14 protein-coding genes are annotated in these 18,349 nt (G+C 67.2%); 7 read left to right on the forward strand and 7 right to left on the reverse strand.

The window, feature by feature from the left end:
* Positions 1-179: 179 nt before the first annotated feature.
* The 7 genes from AB0J62_RS39130 to AB0J62_RS39160 all read right to left on the reverse strand — a co-directional run bounded on the left by AB0J62_RS39130 (position 180) and on the right by AB0J62_RS39160 (position 8,986).
* Entirely contained in the window at positions 180-1,484 is a 1,305-nt protein-coding gene (locus tag AB0J62_RS39130; protein ID WP_363882880.1) for a cytochrome P450, read from the reverse strand.
* A gap of 317 nt (positions 1,485-1,801) precedes the next feature.
* The gene (locus tag AB0J62_RS39135) at positions 1,802-2,596 is read right to left on the reverse strand and encodes a DUF2785 domain-containing protein (protein WP_363882479.1); all 795 of its coding nucleotides are present in this window, start codon (positions 2,594-2,596) and stop codon (positions 1,802-1,804) included.
* 174 nt (positions 2,597-2,770) lie between these two features.
* A complete protein-coding gene (locus AB0J62_RS39140; RefSeq protein ID WP_363882482.1) occupies positions 2,771-3,535 on the reverse strand; it encodes a hypothetical protein in 765 nt (254 codons plus the stop codon).
* A 1-nt stretch (position 3,536) separates the two neighbouring features.
* Positions 3,537-4,529 (reverse strand): ABC transporter ATP-binding protein, encoded by a 993-nt coding sequence (locus tag AB0J62_RS39145; protein WP_363882484.1) that lies wholly within the window; start codon positions 4,527-4,529, stop codon positions 3,537-3,539.
* 269 nt (positions 4,530-4,798) lie between these two features.
* Positions 4,799-6,001 (reverse strand): DUF4142 domain-containing protein, encoded by a 1,203-nt coding sequence (locus tag AB0J62_RS39150; RefSeq protein ID WP_363882487.1) that lies wholly within the window; start codon positions 5,999-6,001, stop codon positions 4,799-4,801.
* A gap of 127 nt (positions 6,002-6,128) precedes the next feature.
* On the reverse strand, positions 6,129-8,432 hold the full coding sequence (locus AB0J62_RS39155) for a sodium-translocating pyrophosphatase (protein ID WP_363882490.1): 2,304 nt from the start codon (positions 8,430-8,432) through the stop codon (positions 6,129-6,131).
* Positions 8,433-8,656: 224 nt separating this feature from the next.
* Positions 8,657-8,986 carry an STAS domain-containing protein gene (locus AB0J62_RS39160; RefSeq protein ID WP_363882883.1) on the reverse strand — a complete coding sequence of 110 codons (330 nt, stop codon included), beginning with the start codon at positions 8,984-8,986 and terminating at the stop codon, positions 8,657-8,659.
* 218 nt (positions 8,987-9,204) lie between these two features.
* Between AB0J62_RS39160 and AB0J62_RS39165 the strand changes: the two genes are divergently transcribed.
* The 7 genes from AB0J62_RS39165 to AB0J62_RS39195 all read left to right on the forward strand — a co-directional run bounded on the left by AB0J62_RS39165 (position 9,205) and on the right by AB0J62_RS39195 (position 17,961).
* A complete protein-coding gene (locus AB0J62_RS39165; protein ID WP_363882493.1) occupies positions 9,205-11,514 on the forward strand; it encodes a DEAD/DEAH box helicase in 2,310 nt (769 codons plus the stop codon).
* A 38-nt stretch (positions 11,515-11,552) separates the two neighbouring features.
* Complete coding sequence (locus AB0J62_RS39170; protein ID WP_363882496.1) at positions 11,553-11,954, forward strand: hypothetical protein; 402 nt, start codon at positions 11,553-11,555, stop codon at positions 11,952-11,954.
* Positions 11,955-12,271: 317 nt separating this feature from the next.
* Positions 12,272-13,039, forward strand: coding sequence for a hypothetical protein (locus AB0J62_RS39175; protein ID WP_363882499.1), 768 nt, complete (start codon positions 12,272-12,274; stop codon positions 13,037-13,039).
* Positions 13,040-13,632: 593 nt separating this feature from the next.
* Positions 13,633-15,063, forward strand: a complete 1,431-nt coding sequence (locus tag AB0J62_RS39180; protein WP_363882502.1) for an extracellular solute-binding protein — start codon at positions 13,633-13,635, stop codon at positions 15,061-15,063.
* Positions 15,063-15,971, forward strand: coding sequence for a sugar ABC transporter permease (locus tag AB0J62_RS39185; protein ID WP_363882505.1), 909 nt, complete (start codon positions 15,063-15,065; stop codon positions 15,969-15,971). The genes AB0J62_RS39180 and AB0J62_RS39185 overlap by 1 nt, the downstream gene beginning before the upstream one ends.
* Positions 15,968-16,801: a carbohydrate ABC transporter permease gene (locus AB0J62_RS39190; protein WP_363882508.1), complete on the forward strand. Its 834-nt coding sequence runs from the start codon at positions 15,968-15,970 to the stop codon at positions 16,799-16,801. Before AB0J62_RS39185 ends, AB0J62_RS39190 begins: the two co-directional genes overlap by 4 nt.
* Positions 16,801-17,961 carry an ABC transporter ATP-binding protein gene (locus AB0J62_RS39195; RefSeq protein WP_363882511.1) on the forward strand — a complete coding sequence of 387 codons (1,161 nt, stop codon included), beginning with the start codon at positions 16,801-16,803 and terminating at the stop codon, positions 17,959-17,961. Before AB0J62_RS39190 ends, AB0J62_RS39195 begins: the two co-directional genes overlap by 1 nt.
* Positions 17,962-18,349: the final 388 nt, after the last annotated feature.

Consider the following 18,349-nt stretch of genomic DNA (forward strand, 5'->3'; position numbering starts at 1 on the left):
CGTGGCTCTGGACACCTTGTCGGGGCTGTGAACAGGGCACGACGTGTCCGCGGCCCCCAGCGCCTGTCCAAGGTCACGCCAAGCGGCCTGCGCTGAGGCCCGCCGGCGGATACCCCACCAAACACCTCTGCCTCGCCCGAGCGAGGGCAAGGCAGAGTGCGACCACAGCTGCGGTGGTGTCAGACGGCGGCTTGGTTAGTGGACGCTGCGTGGAGATGTACGGGGAGGGATTCGACGCCGTAGACGATGGAGAAGTCGCGGAAGCGGAGTTGTTCTTCGGGTACGGCGAGGGACAGGTCCGGGAAGCGGTGCGCCAGCGCGGTGAACGCGGCGCGCAGCTCCATCCGCGCGAGCTCCGCGCCGACGCAACGGTGCATCCCGTGGCCGAAGGCGAGGTGGGCGGCGGACACCGTGCGGCGGGGGTAGAAGTCCTCGGCGTCCGCGCCGAAGATCTGCTTGTCGCGGTCCGCGCCCGACAGCGACACCGCGACCAGGTCGCCCTTCTTCACCTGCTGGCCGAACAGCTCCTGGTCGTGCCGCGCGAACCGCGGGAACGCGACCTGGACAACCGTCAAGTAACGCAGCAGCTCCTCGACGATCACGTCGACCGCACCCGGCTCATTCCGGATCATCTCGAAGTTCGCCGGGTCGCGCAGCAGCACCAGGGTGCCGAGCGCGAGCATGCTCGCCGACGTCTCGTACCCACCCAGGAACACCCCGTCGGCAAGCCCGCCCAGCTCGATGTCGTCGAGGTCGTCGCCCTGCGCGCGGATGATCGACCCGATCAGCCCGTCACCCGGGTTCGTCCGCTGCTTACGAACGATCTCGAACAGGAAGTCCCGAGACTCCGACGCCGACCCGAACACCCCGATCCCGCCACCGGAGAGGTCGAAGCGCGCCGGCCCGAGCGCGCGGAAGCGATCGCGGTCCTGCTCCTCGACGCCGAGCAGGTCGGCGATTAGCAGGAACGGCACGTTGAAGGCGAAGTCCGACACGATGTCGACGACCGGCCCCTTGGCCTCCATCTGGTCCAGCTGGTCGTTGACGATCTTCTCGATCGCCGGCTCGAGCCGGGCCAGCTTGCGCTTGGTGAACTCGGGGGTGAGCAGCTTGCGCAGCCGCGTGTGGTCCGGCGGATCGGTGAACCCGAGCCCGCCGATACCCTCCGACGGCTTGTTGGGGTCCGAGCCGACCAGCGGCCGGATGTCGTTGCTGAAGTTCGTCGTGTCGGCGAGCACGGCCTTCGCCTCGGCATGCCCGCTGACCACCCAGACATTCAGCCCGAACAGGTGGGCCAGCTTGTGCACCGGCTCGGTCTCCCGCACCTCCGCGAGCTCCGGCACCGGGTCGAGACCCTGCCGGCGCAGCGGCATCGATACCGAGCTGGGGAACATCCGCATCTTCGACAAGTCGAGACCACCCTTGCGGGTGGTCCTACTGAGAATGCGGTTGCCGACCCATCTCTTCAGGTATGTCGCAACCATGACTTCCACGCGCCCTCTCTAGAACCCGCTGCCCCCGACGGCTTTGTACCTCAAAGCTAACCTCGCCGGGGACCAGATCTGATGGTGTTGGCACTACTCGGGTAGTGGCGTTGGCACCACCATGGGAGGGGGCCATGGCCTGCCAGCAGAGACCTTGTCACGGACGAGCCCTCCACTGCCACCTGACTTCACCTGTACTCCGCCCTGGACCTCGACATGCCGTTGCTCGGGGAGGATTCAGGGAAAAACAAGACGAAAGTCGGATGCGTCGTACTCCACCAGGTAGTTGCCCCGAGCCCTGCATTACCTGAGAGCGCTCAGAGATAGTACGGCGTGACGATCCGGAACACGTCCGCCAGCTTCGTCTTGACCTGTTCGCGGTGCGGGACCGGAGTGAGCTTTTTCTCATCACCGACCCGCAGACCGTGATCGGCGAGCACGTATACAACCCGCAAAGTCCGGACGGTGTTCGTCACCTCGGGCGTGATCCCTTCCGCCGGCGGGTTCGAGAGCGCGCGGATCGCCGGGTCGAGCCAGTCGACGGCGTCGGACTCGGTCAGGTCGTCGCGCGTGAGCGTCGCGGCCAGCGCGTACCCGAGCCGATCGTCCTCCATGTCCCGCAGCACGTACGACGTGGGCGTCAGCAACCGCCCGATCCCGAGCCGGAGCATCTGCATCGGCTCGACCGCCGCGTGCAGCCCGAGCGTCCCGAGCAGGTCGGCCCCATGGGCTACCGCGTGCAGCCAGCCGAGCTTCTCGTCGTACCCGCGCAGGTCCTCCTCGGCGACGTACCAGCGCTCGAACGGTGGGACCCAGTGCGGCTCGAAGACTCCCGCGGTCACGATCGAGTCGAGGATCAACGGCACGAACGTCCGCACCTGGATCTCCGGATCGCCGAACCGTGGAACCAGCTCGTCGCCGAGCGCCCGCAACTCCTCGGCCGTCAGGACGCCGCGGTCGATCCAGGTCGCGAGGACGGAGTACCCGTACCTGTCCCGTACGACGGGATCCGGTGATCGCAGCATGCCCACCAGCTCGGCCACCAACTCGCCCGTGGAGCGGCCCTCAGGGACCGCGTAGCCCGCCTCGCGCACCTGCGCCCAATCGGTCATGCGCGGCACCGTAGACGCTCGCCGGGCCAGCCGCCAACCGTTGATCAACAGGAGAAACGGCCCGCGGTCCATCCGGTCTCCCGGATGTACCACGGGCCGTCGCGGCCAGGACCCCTCAGCCCGACCGGGCTCCCTGCCCCGGCCAGGGCCCCTCAACCTCGACCGGGGTGGCTTCTACGCGTCGCGCTTGCTCGCCGAGAACAGGGCGATCGCCATCAGCGCGGCCGCCCAGCCGGCGAAGTACAGCAGTGCCCACCACGGGCTGAGAGCGAAGTCGCTGCCCCCGGCGCCCGGGCCGGCCAGACCGAAGTCCTGGCCCTGGTTCAGGAACGAGCTGCCGTTCGCGAACGGCGCCCACTTGGCCAGGTCGTCGCCGACCTTGGGGATCAGGTTGACCAGGTTCTCGACCAGCAGCGGCCAGAGGATCAGGATCGCGATCGCACCGGCGCTCTGCCGGATCAGGATGCCGACCGCCACCGCGATCACCGCGGAGATCGCGAAGACCAGACCCTGACCGGCCAGCAGCCGCCACTCGGCCCCGGTGTTGATCGACAGGTCGGCGTTGCTCGCGAACAGGCTGCCGACGCCCCATGCGCCGAAGGACGCGATCAGGCCGATGACACCGGACAGGAACGCGACCACCGCGGTCTTGCCGAGCAGCAGCGCCGCGCGCTGCGGAACGGCCTGGAAGCTGGTCCGGATGGTGCCGAAGCGGTACTCCGTCGTGACGGCCAGCGCGGCCATCACCATCATCACCATCTGGCTGAGCTGTGCGCCCGGCTGGGTGATGAAGATCGTTGCGTGCTGCTCGTCGGCGCCCTTGAGGAAGCCGGTCGTCAGCGCCGCGAACCCGACGGTCAGCACGGCGGCGACGATCATGCACCACCACGGCGAGCGGGTGGAGAAGAGCTTGATCCGCTCGACAGTGATCACCGACATGTCAGTTGTCCTCCTTCGGACCCGCAGCGACCTCGGCGCCCGACGGCGCCTCGAGCTGGGTCACAGCAGCGATCTCGTCGTGCGCGTGGTACTCGACCGAGTCACCGGTCATCTGCATGAATGCCTGCTCCAGCGAACCGCGCTGCAGGGTCAGCTCGTGCAGCACGATGCCGTGCGCGGCCGCGGCCTCACCGATCTGGTCGGTGGTCAGGTCGCCCTCGACGAACAGGACCTTGCCCTGGTTCTCCACGTCCTCGATCCGGGTCACCATCTGCTGCTGGTGCAGTACGCCGGCCAGCTGGTCGAGCTGCGGCGTACGGACCTTGACCGTCGTACCGCTGGCGCGGTCGACGAACTCCTGCGTCGTGCTCTGCGCGATCAGCTTGCCGCGGCCGATGACGACCAGGTCCTCGGCGGTCAGCGCCATCTCGGACAGCAGGTGGCTGGAGACCAACACGGTCCGGCCCTCGTCGGCCAGCCGGTGCATGAAGGTACGGATCCAGACGATGCCCTCGGGGTCGAGGCCGTTGACCGGCTCGTCGAACAGCAGCACCTCCGGGTCGCCGAGCAGGGCGCCGGCGATACCGAGCCGCTGCGACATACCCAGCGAGAAGGCACCGGCCCGCTTGTTCGCGACGGCGGACAGGCCGACCATCTCCAGCGCCTTGTCGACGGAGTCCTTCGGCAGCTTGTTGGACGCTGCCATCCAGGTCAGGTGCGCACGCGCCGAGCGGTTCGGGTGCACCCACTTGGCGTCCAGCAGCGCGCCGACCTTGGTCAGCGGCTTGTGCAGATCCCGGTAGCGCTGCCCGTCGATCGTGACCTCGCCGGACGTCGGGGTATCGAGTCCGAGGATCATCCGCATGGTGGTCGACTTGCCGGCCCCGTTCGGGCCGAGGAAGCCGGTCACCCGCCCGGGTTTCACCTCGAAAGACAGGTTGTCAACGGCAACTGTTGCGCCGTATCGCTTGGTGAGGCCCTTTGCCTCGATCATCGCCGTACTCCTCTTTCGGTGGCGCACCTGGTAGTGGACTGTGTAGCACTCAGTATCGAGGTCTCCGGGGTCGGGATCATCGGACCCCGGGCGGATCCGGTGTGTCCACCCGTGGGTTGATTCTGCCGTCCGCCGGACTCCGCCTGCTATCGGTTAAAGCCCTGACCACGACCCCGACGATCCCCTATGCACGGGTCTCCCACATCAGCCGAAAGTCGACGGACGGCCGTACTTCGGTCGGTCGCGGGTGGGAGTGACTCCCAAACGGCTCAGACCACCGGGACGCCGTACAGCACGAGGTTGTGGCTGTAGCGATGAGCTTTGTGGTCGTACGAACCGGTGCAGGTGACCAGCACCAGTCGCGGCTTTCCGGCGCCCTGGAAGAGGTCGCGCGGCAACGCAGTCTGCAGGTAGGTGCGCCGGGCCACGATCTTGTACCGGTGTACGTGCCCATCCCCGCCTGTCACGGAGACCTTGGCACCGACCGGTACTTCGGACAGCCCCGCGAACACCGCGCGCCCGGACCGGGCCGTGTCTACATGGCCGGCGAGCAGCACAGTGCCACCGTCCGAGCCAGGCGCGGCACCGGCCGCCCACCAGCCGACAGCATTGGGCGATGTGGGCATCTGCAGCTGACCATCGCTGTCGGTCGCGACCGCTTGCACCGGTGCGTTCTCGACGCCTTGCAGCTTCAGCCGGACCGGTGGAATGGCAGCTTCCCGTTCTTCCGGGGAATTTCCGGCCTTCGGGACCTGTCCGGCATTACCTGGTTGACCTCCGAACACCATCAGGAGCCCCGCGCCGATCAATGCAAAACCAATGAGCCGCCGCTTCATCGAGATCGCCTTGCCGAGCAGCAGCAGCACTCCGATGCCGAGCAGGATCAATGCCGCGCGCGAGCGGGCCTTCTGGGCGTCGGCCACTTGGCCGCCGTCTCCGGTCGGCACTACTGGCTTGCTCGTCACCAGGTGGCAGGACGGCGTCACCATGTCCAGGTGCATCTGCACCACCGGCTTGGCGCCGTCGGCCAGTGACTCGACGGCAGGCGATGCGCTCTTCGGCACGTCGCCTTCGATCAACGCCAGGTACTCCTGGTGCAGCTTCCGCTGCAACGCGAGCCAGGCCGCGTCGTACGCCGCGGTGTCGGCCTTGGCTCCGAGCGCGTCGAGTTCCTGACGCTGTGCCGGTGAAGGCAAGGTCGCGAGCTTGATGCCGAACCGCCCGGCGAGCTCGGTCTCCTGTGCGGCGAGCCTGCGGTGATCGCGTTCCATCAACGTGCCGACGCCTCGCACGCACGAGCTCTGGCCGTCCGCATTCGCCGCGTGGGCCGCCTGGATGATCGTCAGGTTCAGCTTGTGGGCGGTGTTGAGGTAGGTGGCATCGGGCGTCGCCGCGTTCGCCGACTGCGCCGTACCCACCAGGCACGCCACGACGAGAAGCAGGAGGGCGATCGCCGAGCGACGGGGAGACATGGGTCGTGCCACCTCCCCCCAACGGACGTTTCGTCGTACTGACAGTAAAACGGCGACCGCTCCGGGTCCAGACATGCGAAACGGCCCGCCGATCGGATCGGCGGGCCGTCTCATCAGGTACTGCGTACTACGCGGCCGCGTTCACCTCGGCCGGAGTGTCGGAGATGACCGACTCCCGGCGCTTGGAGACGTAGACCGCGGCGGCCAGGATGACCACCGCGACGACCGCGATGATGATCCGGAGCGCCTTGTTCGGGTTGTCGCCGATCGCGGACATCCCGACGACGGCCGGAGCGATCAGCACCGAGACCAGGTTCATCACCTTGATCAGCGGGTTGATGGCCGGACCGGCGGTGTCCTTGAACGGGTCGCCGACGGTGTCACCGATGACGGTGGCCTCGTGAGCCGGCGAACCCTTGCCGCCCCAGTTGCCGTCCTCGACCAGCTTCTTGGCGTTGTCCCAGGCACCACCGGAGTTGGCCAGGAAGACCGCCATCAGCGTGCCGGCGCCGATCGCACCGGCCAGGTAGCCGGCCAGCGCCGCGGCGCCGAGGCCGAAGCCGACGGCGATCGGGGCGGTCAGCGCGAGCAGACCAGGCGTGGCCAGCTCCCGCAGCGAGTCGCGGGTGCAGATGTCGACGACCTTGCCGTACTCCGGCTTGCCCGTCCCCTCCATGATCCCAGGGATGTCGCGGAACTGGCGACGTACCTCGTAGACGACCGCACCGGCGGCGCGGCCGACGGCGTTGATGGCCAGACCGGAGAACATGAACACCACGGCCGCACCGAGGATGATGCCGACCAGCGTGCCCGGGTTGAAGACCAGCGCGTCGGCCTCGAACTTCGGGTAGTTGTCGGCCAGCGAGGTCCGGATCGCGTCGGTGAACGACCCGAACAGCGCGGTCGCTGCCAGTACGGCGGTCGCGATCGCGATGCCCTTGGTGATGGCCTTGGTGGTGTTGCCCACGGCGTCCAGCTCGGTCAGGATCTGGGCCGCCTCGCCGTCGACGTCACCGGACATCTCGGCGATGCCCTGCGCGTTGTCGGAGACCGGACCGAAGGTGTCCATCGCGACGATGACGCCGACGGTGGTGAGCAGACCGCAACCGGCCAGCGCGATCGCGAACAGCGCGACCACACCGGACCCGCCGACCAGGAAGGCGCCGTACACGGCCGCCGCGATCACCACGGCGGTGTAGACGGCCGACTCGAAGCCGACCGAGATACCGGACAGGATCACGGTCGCGGCGCCGGTCAGCGAGGTCTTGCCGACATCCCTGACGGGCTTGTCCTCGGTGCCGGTGTAGTAGCCGGTGAGCGCCAGGATGACGGCCGCCAGCACGATGCCGATGATCACCGAAACGGTCGCGATCAGCCGCGGGTCACCGTCGTACGCCGCGATCGTCGCGGTGGCGCCGGTGAGGTCCTTGAAGTTGCTCGGCAGGTAGACGAACGCCGCCACCGCACAGAGCACGGCGGAGATGATCGCGGAGATGTAGAAGGCCCGGTTGATCGTGCGCAGGCCGTTCTCGCCGGTCCGCGGGCGGGTCAGGAAGACACCGATGATCGCGGTGATGGCGCCGATCGTCGGAACGATCAGCGGGAAGATCAGGCCCTGCTCGCCGAACGCGGCCTTGCCCAGGATCAGCGAGGCCACCAGCATCACGGCGTACGACTCGAACAGGTCGGCCGCCATACCGGCGCAGTCACCGACGTTGTCGCCCACGTTGTCGGCGATGGTCGCCGCGTTGCGGGGGTCGTCCTCGGGGATGTTCTGCTCGACCTTGCCGACGAGGTCGGCGCCGACGTCGGCGGCCTTGGTGAAGATACCGCCGCCGACACGCATGAACATGGCGAGCATCGCGGCGCCGAAGCCGAAGCCCTCGAGCACCGTCGGGGCGTCACCCTTGAAGATCAGCACGACCAGCGCGGCGCCGAACAGGCCGAGGCCCACGGTCGCCATGCCGACGGTTCCACCGGTGCGGAACGCGACCCGCATCGCCGGGTTGCGGCCCTCGTCGCGGGCAGCCGCGGCGACCCGGACGTTGGCGCGCGTGGCGAGCCACATGCCCAGGTATCCGATCGCGGCGGAGAAGCCCGCACCGACCAGGAAGAACACGGAGCGGAAGATCTTCAGCGTGGTCTCGTTGCCGCCGTCGGTGTGCGCCGGCAGCAGGAACAGCAACAGGAACGCGACAACGGCGAAGATCGACAATGTCCGGAACTGCCGGTTCAGGTACGCGGACGCGCCTTCCTGAACCGCCGCGGCGATCGTCTTCATGTTCTCGGTGCCATCGTTCGCGGCAAGCACCTGGCCCCGGAAGACCATCGCGATGACGACCGCGAGGATCGCGATCACCCCGACGACGATCACCAGTGTGGTGTTGCTCGACGAAAGATCCACCGCTTGTGGCACAAGCCGTGCGGACATCCGTCCTCCTTGTAGGCAACCCATCCGGGCTTGACGGCCCCCGTCTGCCGCACCGAAGGGTTGGAGAAATACGACACAACGCCAAGGGACTGGCGCGGTGGGCTACTCTAACGGGTTCCCGACCAGACCTGACGACAGGGTGGTCTACGCCATACCCGGGTGTCTGAGCAAGCAGCTCACTCTTCGTAGCCCTGCGGACACCTTTTCGCTTCGAATCGCCCAGGTCAGATCGCCGAGGCGACGTCCGGGTGGATGTCGAACACCTTGGTCAGGCCGGTGATCCGGAAGATCTTCAGCAGCCGTTCCTGGGTGCAGACCAGGGACAGTGATCCGTCGTGGGTGCGCACCCGTTTGAGCCCGCCGACGAGAACGCCGAGGCCGGTGGAGTCCAGGAACTCCACGCGTTCCAGGTCGATGACCAGGTCGTAGATCCCGTCATCGACGAGCGCGGCGATCTTCTCGCGGAGCTTCGGTGCGGTGTAGACGTCGATCTCCCCCGCTACCTCGATGACGGTCCGCCCGCCCTCGGCGCGCGCGGTCAGCGACAGATCCACTTCGGCCTCCGATCCCGTGAACTGCTGCATTCAACCATGTACGGACCGTGAGTAAGACCCGCTACCGAAAACTCTTTCATCTCGCCAGACCGAAGTCGATTCCCCTCCCCAAAAAGCCGTGTGCATCCGACCGTGTGCATCCGACCGTGCACAGCGCACGTGCATTCTCAGCTCGTCCTCAGCAGATTGCTGTCCGTGCAGCGCACTAGGCTCACGGTATGCGTGCAGGTGGTGAGGCCGAGGCTGTCCTGAAACGGCTGGCCGCCGGTCGTGAGGACCGGTTGACGCATGTCGAGTCGGTGCCGGCGCGATTGGGGCAAACGTGTGATTGGCCGCGCTGGGTCCCCGACGAGGTGCTCGGCCAGCTGCGCGACGCCGGCATCACGTCTCCGTGGACCCACCAGGTCGCCACGGCCGAAGCGGCGTACGCCGGGAAGCATGTCGTCGTCGCGACCGGGACGGCATCGGGCAAGTCACTCGGCTATCTGCTGCCCGCCTTCGCAACGCTGAGCATCGCGCAGGCAGCGTCACCACATCGCCGGACGGCGTCCGTGTTGTACCTGTCGCCGACGAAGGCCTTGGCTCACGACCAGCTGCGCGCGGTCTCGTCGTACACCGTGCCTGGTCTGCGTGCGACCACGCTGGACGGCGACTCCGAGCGCAGCGAGCGCGACTGGGCTCGCGACCACGCGACGTACGTGCTGAGCAACCCGGACATGCTGCATCGGTCGGTGCTGCCGAATCACCAACGCTGGGCGCGTTTTCTGGGCTGCCTGCAGTACGTCGTGGTCGATGAGTGCCACCACTACCGCGGCGTCTTCGGTGCGCACGTCGCCGGAGTGCTGCGGCGACTGCGCCGGGTCTGCGCGCAGTACGGCGCTCATCCGATCTTCATCTGCGCATCCGCGACGGTTGCCGAGCCTTCGGTGTCAGGCGAACGCTTGACCGGTCTGCCGATGGTGGAGGTCGTCGAGGACGGCTCTCCGCGCGGCGGCATCGCCTTTGGTCTCTGGGAGCCGCCACTGACCGCGATGCGCGGCGAGAACGGCGCACCGGTACGCCGTTCCGCCACGGCAGAGGTGGCCGACCTGTTGAGCGATCTGGTCGTCACTGGTGTCCGGACGGTTGCCTTCGTCCGTTCGCGCCGTGGTGCGGAGTCGGTCGCGCTGACAGCCCGCGAGAACCTCGCCGAGGTCGACCCCACCCTCGTCGACCAGGTGTCTGCGTATCGAGCCGGCTATCTGCCGGAGGAACGTCGACGGCTCGAGGGGATGTTGCAGAGCGGCGAGCTGACAGGGGTTGCGGCAACCAATGCGCTCGAGCTGGGCATCGACATCGCCGGGCTGGACGCCGTACTCCTCTCTGGCTGGCCTGGCACGCGTGCATCGCTGTGGCAGCAGGCCGGACGGGCCGGCCGAGCCGGTGGCGATGCACTGGCGTTGCTGATCGCGCGCGACGACCCACTCGACACCTATCTGGTGCGCCATCCGCGCGCCATCTTCGGTCGACCGGTCGAGGCGACGGTGTTCAACCCGGAGAACCCTTATGTCCTCGGGCCGCAGCTGTGCGCGGCCGCGCAGGAGGTGCCGCTGACCGCAGACGACTTCGAGGTCTTCGGCAGTACGACGGAGTCCGTCATCGCCCAGCTGGTCCGGCAGGGGCTGCTCCGCGAGCGACCGCACGGCTGGTTCTGGACGCGCCGCGAGCGGGCAGTCGACGCCATCGACATCCGGTCGGCCGGCGGGAAGACCGTGCAGATCGTCGAGGACCAGACCGGTCGCCTGCTCGGCACAGTCGACGGCGGCTCGGCGCACTCCTCGGTCCATGAGGGCGCGGTCTACGTCCACGCCGGCGAGTCGTACCTGGTCCGGTCGCTCGACCTCGAGGAGCACGCCGCTGTCGTCGAGCCGGCGTCTCCGGACTACACGACGTTCGCGCGGGATACGACGGAGATCAGCATCCTGGCGACCGAGGAGACCTGCAACTGGGGGACGGCACAGCTGTCGCGCGGCTGGGTCCAGGTGAAGAGTCAGGTCATCTCGTACCAGCGCAAGCTGATCGCGACCGGCGACGTACTCGACGAACAGCCGCTGGACCTGCCCGAACGCACACTGCGGACCAAAGCGGTCTGGTGGACGATGCCAGACACCACCGTCGCCGGCCTGGGCCTGTCCGACGTACCAGGAGCGGCGCACGCGGCCGAGCACGCGTCGATCGGCCTGCTCCCACTGTTCGCCACTTGCGACCGCTGGGACATCGGCGGCGTCTCCACTGCCCGCCACGCCGACACCGGCTGCCTCACCGTCTTCGTGTACGACGGCCACCCCGGCGGGGCCGGATTCGCCGAACACGGGTACGCCGCGGCGCGCGAGTGGTTGACCGCGACACGTGAGGCGATCGCACACTGTGATTGCACGGATGGATGCCCGTCGTGCGTACAGTCGCCCAAGTGTGGGAACCAGAACAACCCACTCGATAAGAGCGGCGCGGTGGCGCTGCTCTCCGCATTGCTCAGCAGTGAGGCCTGAAGGGCCGGCTCGAAGGGCCGGCAGAAAGGCAGCTTGCCATGGCCGTCCTCGGAATTGTTCTGATCGCCCTCGCGGTGCTGTTCGGTCTGGGCGTCTCGGTGTCCTCGACCGCGTCCACCAAGCTCGAGGTCTTCGGCGTCGACTTCGGCGTCTCGGTGCCGACCGTGTTCTTCCTCGGCGCCCTGGCCGGTGCCGCGCTCATCGTCGGACTCTGGCTGCTGAAGAAGGGTCTCGGCCGCGGCTACCGCCGGCGCAAGGAGATGCGTGAGCTGCGCGCTCAGGCGACAAGTACGCCGAGTGACACGGTCGGCGGAGGGATCACAGAGGGTGACACCGCTGCGCCCGCCCTCGAGACCACCGCGGATACGCCCGCGGACGACCGTCTGGCCACCGAGCAGGAGCTCGCACCAGACCCCAGTGAGACCAAACAACCGCACTGACCACTCTGTTGCCTATGGCATCAACTGTCCCGCGGAGCTATCGCAATATCGCCGGATTGCCGTAAGATCTCGATCACCTCACAGCGGTCGCACGGCGACCCGGCAGCCCGATTTCGATGCCTTGCGCAACGAGATTCGGGTGGCAGTTAGTTGCCATTGGCATCAAGTTTCACAAGATCGCCATAACCTCCTCCGCCACACCTGTGCCTTACTTGTTGTGGCGTCAACGTCGCGCTGAGTCACTGCCGGCATACCGGCTGCGCACGGGGTCCCGACGACCTGACGCCTGCGAGATAGCACGACCTCTGGAGGTTGTCTTGATCATCCGTAAGCTGTTCAGCCGCACCGGCGTGGCAGTCCTCGCGGTCAGCGTCGCACTCGCCACCGCCGTACCGGCCCAGGCGGCGAACCCCGTCTCCGGCGGCTCGAAGACACCAGGCGTCTCGGTGGGCGTGGCACAACAGATCGCCACCCGTTCCGACACGCGCTACTGCCTGACGTTCGTCGCGGCCGACAAGGTCCCGATGGCCGTCATGATGGCGTGTGCTCCGGGCAAGGAGGGCAAGACCCAGGAGTGGATCTACACCGAGTCCGGCCAGCTGCAGGTCGCGATGAGCAAGAGCGTCGGTGGCGCCCTTGCCCAGACCGGAGCCTGCCTGGACAGCGGTGCGGACCTGGCGAAGGTTCCTGCCGCCGCGCCACTGCTGGTGCTGCCCTGCCGTGACGGCTCCGGGCAGAAGTGGAGCTACGACGAGAGCGCGGGCACATTCGTGAACGCCGCCAGCGGTCTCGCCCTGACATCGCTGCTTGGCAAGGGGAAGGCCAAGCAAGCACAACCGACCGGCAGCATGAGTGCGGCCGGCACGCCGATCCAGGCCTGGTCCGGACTCCCCGTGCCGAGCCTGGACATCCTGGGTGCCGTCCTGGCGCTCGTGAACGCGCTGCTGGCGTCGCTGGGCCTGGCCCTGCCGCTGCCGATCGCGGGCGCGGCAGCCAGTCTGCTGTCGCTGCTACGGCCGCAGCTGCCGATCCCGGCCCAGATGACGGTGCTGCCGAAGCAGATGATGCAGCTGGCCCAGAGCTGACCTGAGGAGGTTCCAGCCAGACGAACGGTCGGCCCCGACATCATGTCGGGGCCGGCCGTTTTCTCTCCTTCGAATCGACGTGAATCTTCAGTTGTGTCTGGTGAAGCGAACGACGGCCACTCGATGCTCGGGGATGACTTCGGGAATCCCCGCTGCTTGCGCGTCAGCGGGAGCCCGGCGTCGTCGTCACCGCTCGACCGTCAGGTCCGCAGCCGTCACCAGGCGGCCACGGTCACCACCAACACCAGTGATGGCAGTGATCAAGCAGGTCGTCGAGAAGGCAAGCAACTCCGTGGAGCAGTCCCATGTCTGTCACCTCCGATCCACTGAACCGGTCGGCAAGACAGTAGCTCCGCATCTCACGCTCTGTATCTAGTCAACTACCTGTTGCCACAGAACCTTGAGCATCCTTTAACTCTTCCGCAATGCGTACCGCGGAATCCCGGCTTGACAGGAAGCGCTTGGTTGCCTACAGCACCCGTCAACGTTCACCCGGGGTTGGGAAAAAGTCTTCACATAGTCGTTCGAGAGTGACAATCTTTGACCGGCATGCCACTGGCACTGTCGCCGGACCACTTTCGCTAGGAGCCTTGATGCGATCTCTCTCGCGGTTGACCACCGCCGGCGTCCTCGGCGCCGCCGCCCTTGCGCTGCTCACCGGATGCCTCGGCTCGTCCGACAAGGGCAGTAGCAGCGGCCAGGACGCGAACCGGAACGCGGACGCCAAGAAGGTCGAGCTGACCATCGGCTCGAACTCGGTCAAGGGCGGCAAGAGCAGCGCCGGGGCGACGTTCCTGTCCGACGTGCTGATCCCGAAGTTCGTCGCCGATCAGAAGGGCAAGGGCGTCGACGTCACGGTCAAGTTCCAGGGCGACGGCTCCGACGACGAAGTCTACAAGCAGAAGCTGTCGCTCGACCTGTCGAACAAGTCCGGACCGGATCTGTTCCAGATCGACGGCATCTGGGTCGGCGAGTTCGCGCAGGCCGGCTACATCAAGCCGCTCACCGACACCGTCGGCGACGCCGCCAAGGTGAACGACTGGGACGGCTGGAAGCAGATCCCCGAGTCGGTCCAGGCGCTCGGCAGCTACAACGGCCAGCGGTACGGCGTACCGGGCGGCACCGACGGCCGGGTGCTCTACTTCAACAAGAAGCTGTTCCAGCAGGCCGGACTGCCGGCCGACTGGCAGCCGAAGTCGTGGGACGACATCATCTCGGCCGGTCAGGCGCTGAAGAAGCTGCCCGGCGTGACGCCGATCCAGATCAACGCCGGTACGGCGATGGGCGAGGCGACCACCATGCAGGGCGTACTACCGCTGCTGGTCGGCACCGGCGCGACCGTCAACACCGACGGCAAGTGGCTGGGCAACACCCCGCAGCTGCGGCAGGTGCTGGACTTCTACCACCAGATCTACAGCACCGGCCTCGGCGACCCCGTGCTGCAGAAGGAGGCCAAGGGCCGGGACAAGTCGTTCGCCGAGTTCGCGGCCAACAAGATCGGCATCCTGGGCGAGAGCGACTACTTCTGGCGCAGCGTGGTCGAGCCCAAGGAGGGCGTCGCCAAGATGGCCGACCGCGACACCGCGGTGGGCTGGGCGCTGATCCCGGCGATGAAGCCCGGTGCCGGTGTGAAGGGCCAGGACTTCGTCTCGATGTCCGGTGGCGGCGCGACCGTGATCAACCCCAACACGAAGTTCCCGCAGCAGGCCTGGGAACTGCTGCAGTTCATGAACTCCGCCGACATGGTGAAGGCATCGCTCGACGGAGCCGCCAAGATCACGCAGCGGTCCGACGTGAACAGCGAAGTACTGGCGAGCGACCCGATGCTGAGCTTCATCGCCGACAAGGTCCTGCCGATCACGCAGTTCCGTCCGGGGCTCGCGGAGTACCCGAAGATCTCGGCGGCGCTGCAGCAGGCGACCGCGGACGTGGTGGCCGGCAAGAGCACAGACGCCGCGGCATCGGCGTACCAGAAGGCGGTCGAGACCGCGGCCGGCGGCAAGGACAAGGTCACCAGTAACTGATGGCTTCCGCATCTGCTCCCGTGCGGGGGCGTGCTCCCGCACGGGATGTCGCGGGGCTCGGCGTCGGCCGGGCCCTCGGCTTCATCGCGCCCGCGTTCCTGCTGATCGGGGCGTTCCTGATCTTCCCCGCGCTCTGGACGATCTACATCGGCATCACGAACTACCGGCTGACCGGCGTCGAGGCCGTGTCGCCGTCGATCGTCGGGCTGTCGAACTACACGAAGGCCTTGAACGACGCGCTGTTCCACAACGCGTTGTGGCTGACGATGGTGTTCGTCCTCGGTTCGGCGATCATCGGGCAGAACATCCTCGGCTTCACGCTGGCCTGGATCATGCGGCGTACGCGTCCCGCCGTACGCCGCACCGTCGAGGCCTTCGTCCTGCTCGCGTGGATCCTGCCGTCGACGGTGGTCGCGTACCTGTGGGTGGCGTTCTTCGACCGGGACGGCGGGACTTTGAATGGTCTGCTGGGCACACAGGGGACCGCCTGGCTGATCGACTACCCGATGGCCTGCCTCATCGTGTTCAACACGTGGCGCGGTACGGCGTTCTCGATGATGCTCTACTCGTCCGCGCTGCAGGCCGTCCCGCCGTCGCAGCTCGAGTCGGCGCGGATGGCCGGCGCCTCGGGCTGGCAGACGCTGCGGGACGTGGTGTTCCCGCACATCCGCGGACACGTGCTGACGAACACGCTGCTGATCTCGCTGTGGACGGCGAACGACTTCTCGCCGTTCCTGCTCACCAAGGGCGGGCCGAACCACGAGTCCGAGACGGTGCCGGTCTACATCTACAACGTGGCGTTGCAGGGCGGTGAGCTCGGGTACTCGTCGGCGATCTCGTTCCTGCTCCTGATCGCGAACCTGCTGGTCTCGCTGGTCTATCTGCGACTACTGCGGAGGCGCTCATGAGGCTGCCGGCGACCCCCGCCTATGTGCTGCGGCGGATCGGGTTCTACGTGCTGATCTGCGCGATCACGCTGTTCTTCGCCGTACCGATGCTGTGGATCGCGTCGGCGCCGTTCGACGCTTCGCCGGGTCTCGGCGTGCACTGGCCGGACTGGACGCTGGAGAACTTCCGGAAGACGCTCGAGCATCCGTATGCGATGCACTCGATGGTCAACTCGCTGCTGATCTGCGTGACGACCGCTGTTGCTGTGACGGCGTTTGCCGCGCTGGCGTCGTACGCCTTGTCACGCGTGCGCATCCCTGGGCGGGACGCGTTGCTCTACGGGTTGCTGCTGTTGTCGTCGGTGGTCACCGGTACGGCGGCGATGGTGCCGATCTTCGTGATGATGTTCCAGCTCGGGCTGATCGACTCACGGTTCGGGGTCGCGCTGGTGATGACCGGCGGGTTGTTGCCAGCAGCAATCTTCATCCTGAAGGACTTCGTCGACGCGGTGCCGAAATCCTACGAGGAGTCGGCGCGGGTCTTCGGCGCGTCGACCGGCCAGATCCTGCGCGACGTCGTACTCCCGGTCGCACGGCCCGGGCTCGCGACGATCATGGTCTGGGCGTTCGTCAACTCCTGGGGCAACTTCCTGGTGCCCTTCCTGCTGATCCGGTCGATCGAGAAGCAGCCCGGTGCGGTGCTGATGCAGACCCTCACCGACGAAGGCGGCAGTGTGAACCTGCAGGTGCTGCCGGTGTTCTCGCTGCTGTTCTCGATCCCGGTCGTCGTGCTGTACCTGTTGGTGAACTCGCGATACGGGTTCCGCTTCCATGGAGGGATCAAGAGCTGATGGCGGGCATCGACATCGAAGGCCTCGCAACCGTCTACCCGAACGGCGTCCGCGCCGTCGACGGGCTGGACCTGCACGTGGCCGACGGCGAGTTCTTCGCCCTCCTCGGCCCGTCCGGTTGCGGCAAGACAACGCTGCTCCGCACCATCGCCGGTCTGGAGGCGGCGACCGAGGGCACCGTCCGCATCGACTCAGCCGATGTGACGCGGCTGGAGCCGGGCAAACGTGGCGTCGCGATGGTCTTCCAGGACTACGCGCTCTTCCCCCACATGAACGTCTCCGAGAACATCACCTACCCCTTGAAGGTACGCCGGGTCGCCCCGGCCACCCGCTCTGACGTTGCTACGCGCACCGCGGGCGAGCTCTCCTTGCAGGGCTTGCTGGAGCGCAAGCCGGCGCAACTCTCCGGCGGCCAGCAGCAGCGTGTCGCGCTGGCCCGCGCTATCGCCTCCGAGGGCAAGGTGCTGCTGCTGGACGAGCCGCTGTCGAACCTCGACGCCCGGCTCCGCCTCGAGGCCCGCACCTTCCTGAAGAAGCTCCAACGCGACCTCGGCATCACCACGGTCTTCGTCACCCACGACCAGGCCGAGGCCCTAGCCCTCGCCGACCGCATCGCCGTCATGGACTCCGGCAAGCTCCGCCAACTGGGCTCGCCCCGCGAGGTCTTCGCCCGCCCCACCAACACCTTCGTAGCCAACTTCATCGGCTCCACCCCGATGAACCTCCTGCCCGGCAAAGTCGCCGCATCCTCCGGCGTCGATGCCACCACTCGCCTGACCGACATCGCCTCGAGCCAGAACGGCTCGACCGCCTCCGTCGGCATGGTCTCGGTAGCGGGCGGCTCGTTGCCTGCAGCCACCTTCTCGGCCCCGGTCGGCGCCGAGGTCACGGTCGGCATCCGCCCTGAGTACCTCACTGTCGCGTCGGGCGACGTCACCGGACCTGCTCTCCGAGGCGTTGTCGTCGTCGCCGAGAACCTGGGCACCCAATCCCTGGTCACCGTCGACTGCGACGGCACACTCGTCGGCGTCACAGTCCCCGAAGAGACCGAACCATCCCCGGGCAGCACGGTCGTCCTAACCGCCCCCGCCACGCGAGTCCTCCTCTACGACCGCGAATCCGGCGAACTACTGGCCCGCCAACCAGCCCCCGTCGCCTGATGCCCACCCAAGTCCCACCATCACTCGTCACCGGATCGTCGGAAGTCCGACTGATGGCTGTCACGTCGCACTGCCCGGCACGCGGCACACCCCAGCGCGACGAAGACTGGCCGGTGATCTAGTGCCCAGTACATCGCAACCACACCGCAGCGCGCCGAAGATGTGGGAGTGCACTTGATGGCTGTGACGTCGCGCTGCCTGGCACGCAGCACACACCCCGGCGCGTCGAAGAACCGGCCGGTGATCAGTGCCCGGCACATCGCACCCACACCGCAGCGCGCCGAAAATCCGGGAGACCATCTGATGGCCCTCACGTCACACCGACCCCGCCGACCGGACAGCCGGCAGACCAACTGATGGCCGTGACGTCGCACTGCCTGGCACGCAG

Origin of the sequence: Kribbella sp. NPDC049584 (assembly GCF_040675555.1) — a bacterium.
Taxonomy (GTDB): Bacteria; Actinomycetota; Actinomycetes; order Propionibacteriales; family Kribbellaceae; genus Kribbella.

Coding starts and splice junctions, on each gene's coding strand:
- AB0J62_RS39130 (WP_363882880.1), bottom strand. CDS start 1,484: ATGGTTGCGACATACCTGAAGAGATGGGTCGGCAACCGCATTCTCAGT.
- AB0J62_RS39135 (WP_363882479.1), bottom strand. CDS start 2,596: ATGACCGATTGGGCGCAGGTGCGCGAGGCGGGCTACGCGGTCCCTGAG.
- AB0J62_RS39140 (WP_363882482.1), bottom strand. CDS start 3,535: ATGTCGGTGATCACTGTCGAGCGGATCAAGCTCTTCTCCACCCGCTCG.
- AB0J62_RS39145 (WP_363882484.1), bottom strand. CDS start 4,529: ATGATCGAGGCAAAGGGCCTCACCAAGCGATACGGCGCAACAGTTGCC.
- AB0J62_RS39150 (WP_363882487.1), bottom strand. CDS start 6,001: ATGTCTCCCCGTCGCTCGGCGATCGCCCTCCTGCTTCTCGTCGTGGCG.
- AB0J62_RS39155 (WP_363882490.1), bottom strand. CDS start 8,432: ATGTCCGCACGGCTTGTGCCACAAGCGGTGGATCTTTCGTCGAGCAAC.
- AB0J62_RS39165 (WP_363882493.1), top strand. CDS start 9,205: ATGCGTGCAGGTGGTGAGGCCGAGGCTGTCCTGAAACGGCTGGCCGCC.
- AB0J62_RS39170 (WP_363882496.1), top strand. CDS start 11,553: ATGGCCGTCCTCGGAATTGTTCTGATCGCCCTCGCGGTGCTGTTCGGT.
- AB0J62_RS39180 (WP_363882502.1), top strand. CDS start 13,633: ATGCGATCTCTCTCGCGGTTGACCACCGCCGGCGTCCTCGGCGCCGCC.
- AB0J62_RS39185 (WP_363882505.1), top strand. CDS start 15,063: ATGGCTTCCGCATCTGCTCCCGTGCGGGGGCGTGCTCCCGCACGGGAT.
- AB0J62_RS39190 (WP_363882508.1), top strand. CDS start 15,968: ATGAGGCTGCCGGCGACCCCCGCCTATGTGCTGCGGCGGATCGGGTTC.
- AB0J62_RS39195 (WP_363882511.1), top strand. CDS start 16,801: ATGGCGGGCATCGACATCGAAGGCCTCGCAACCGTCTACCCGAACGGC.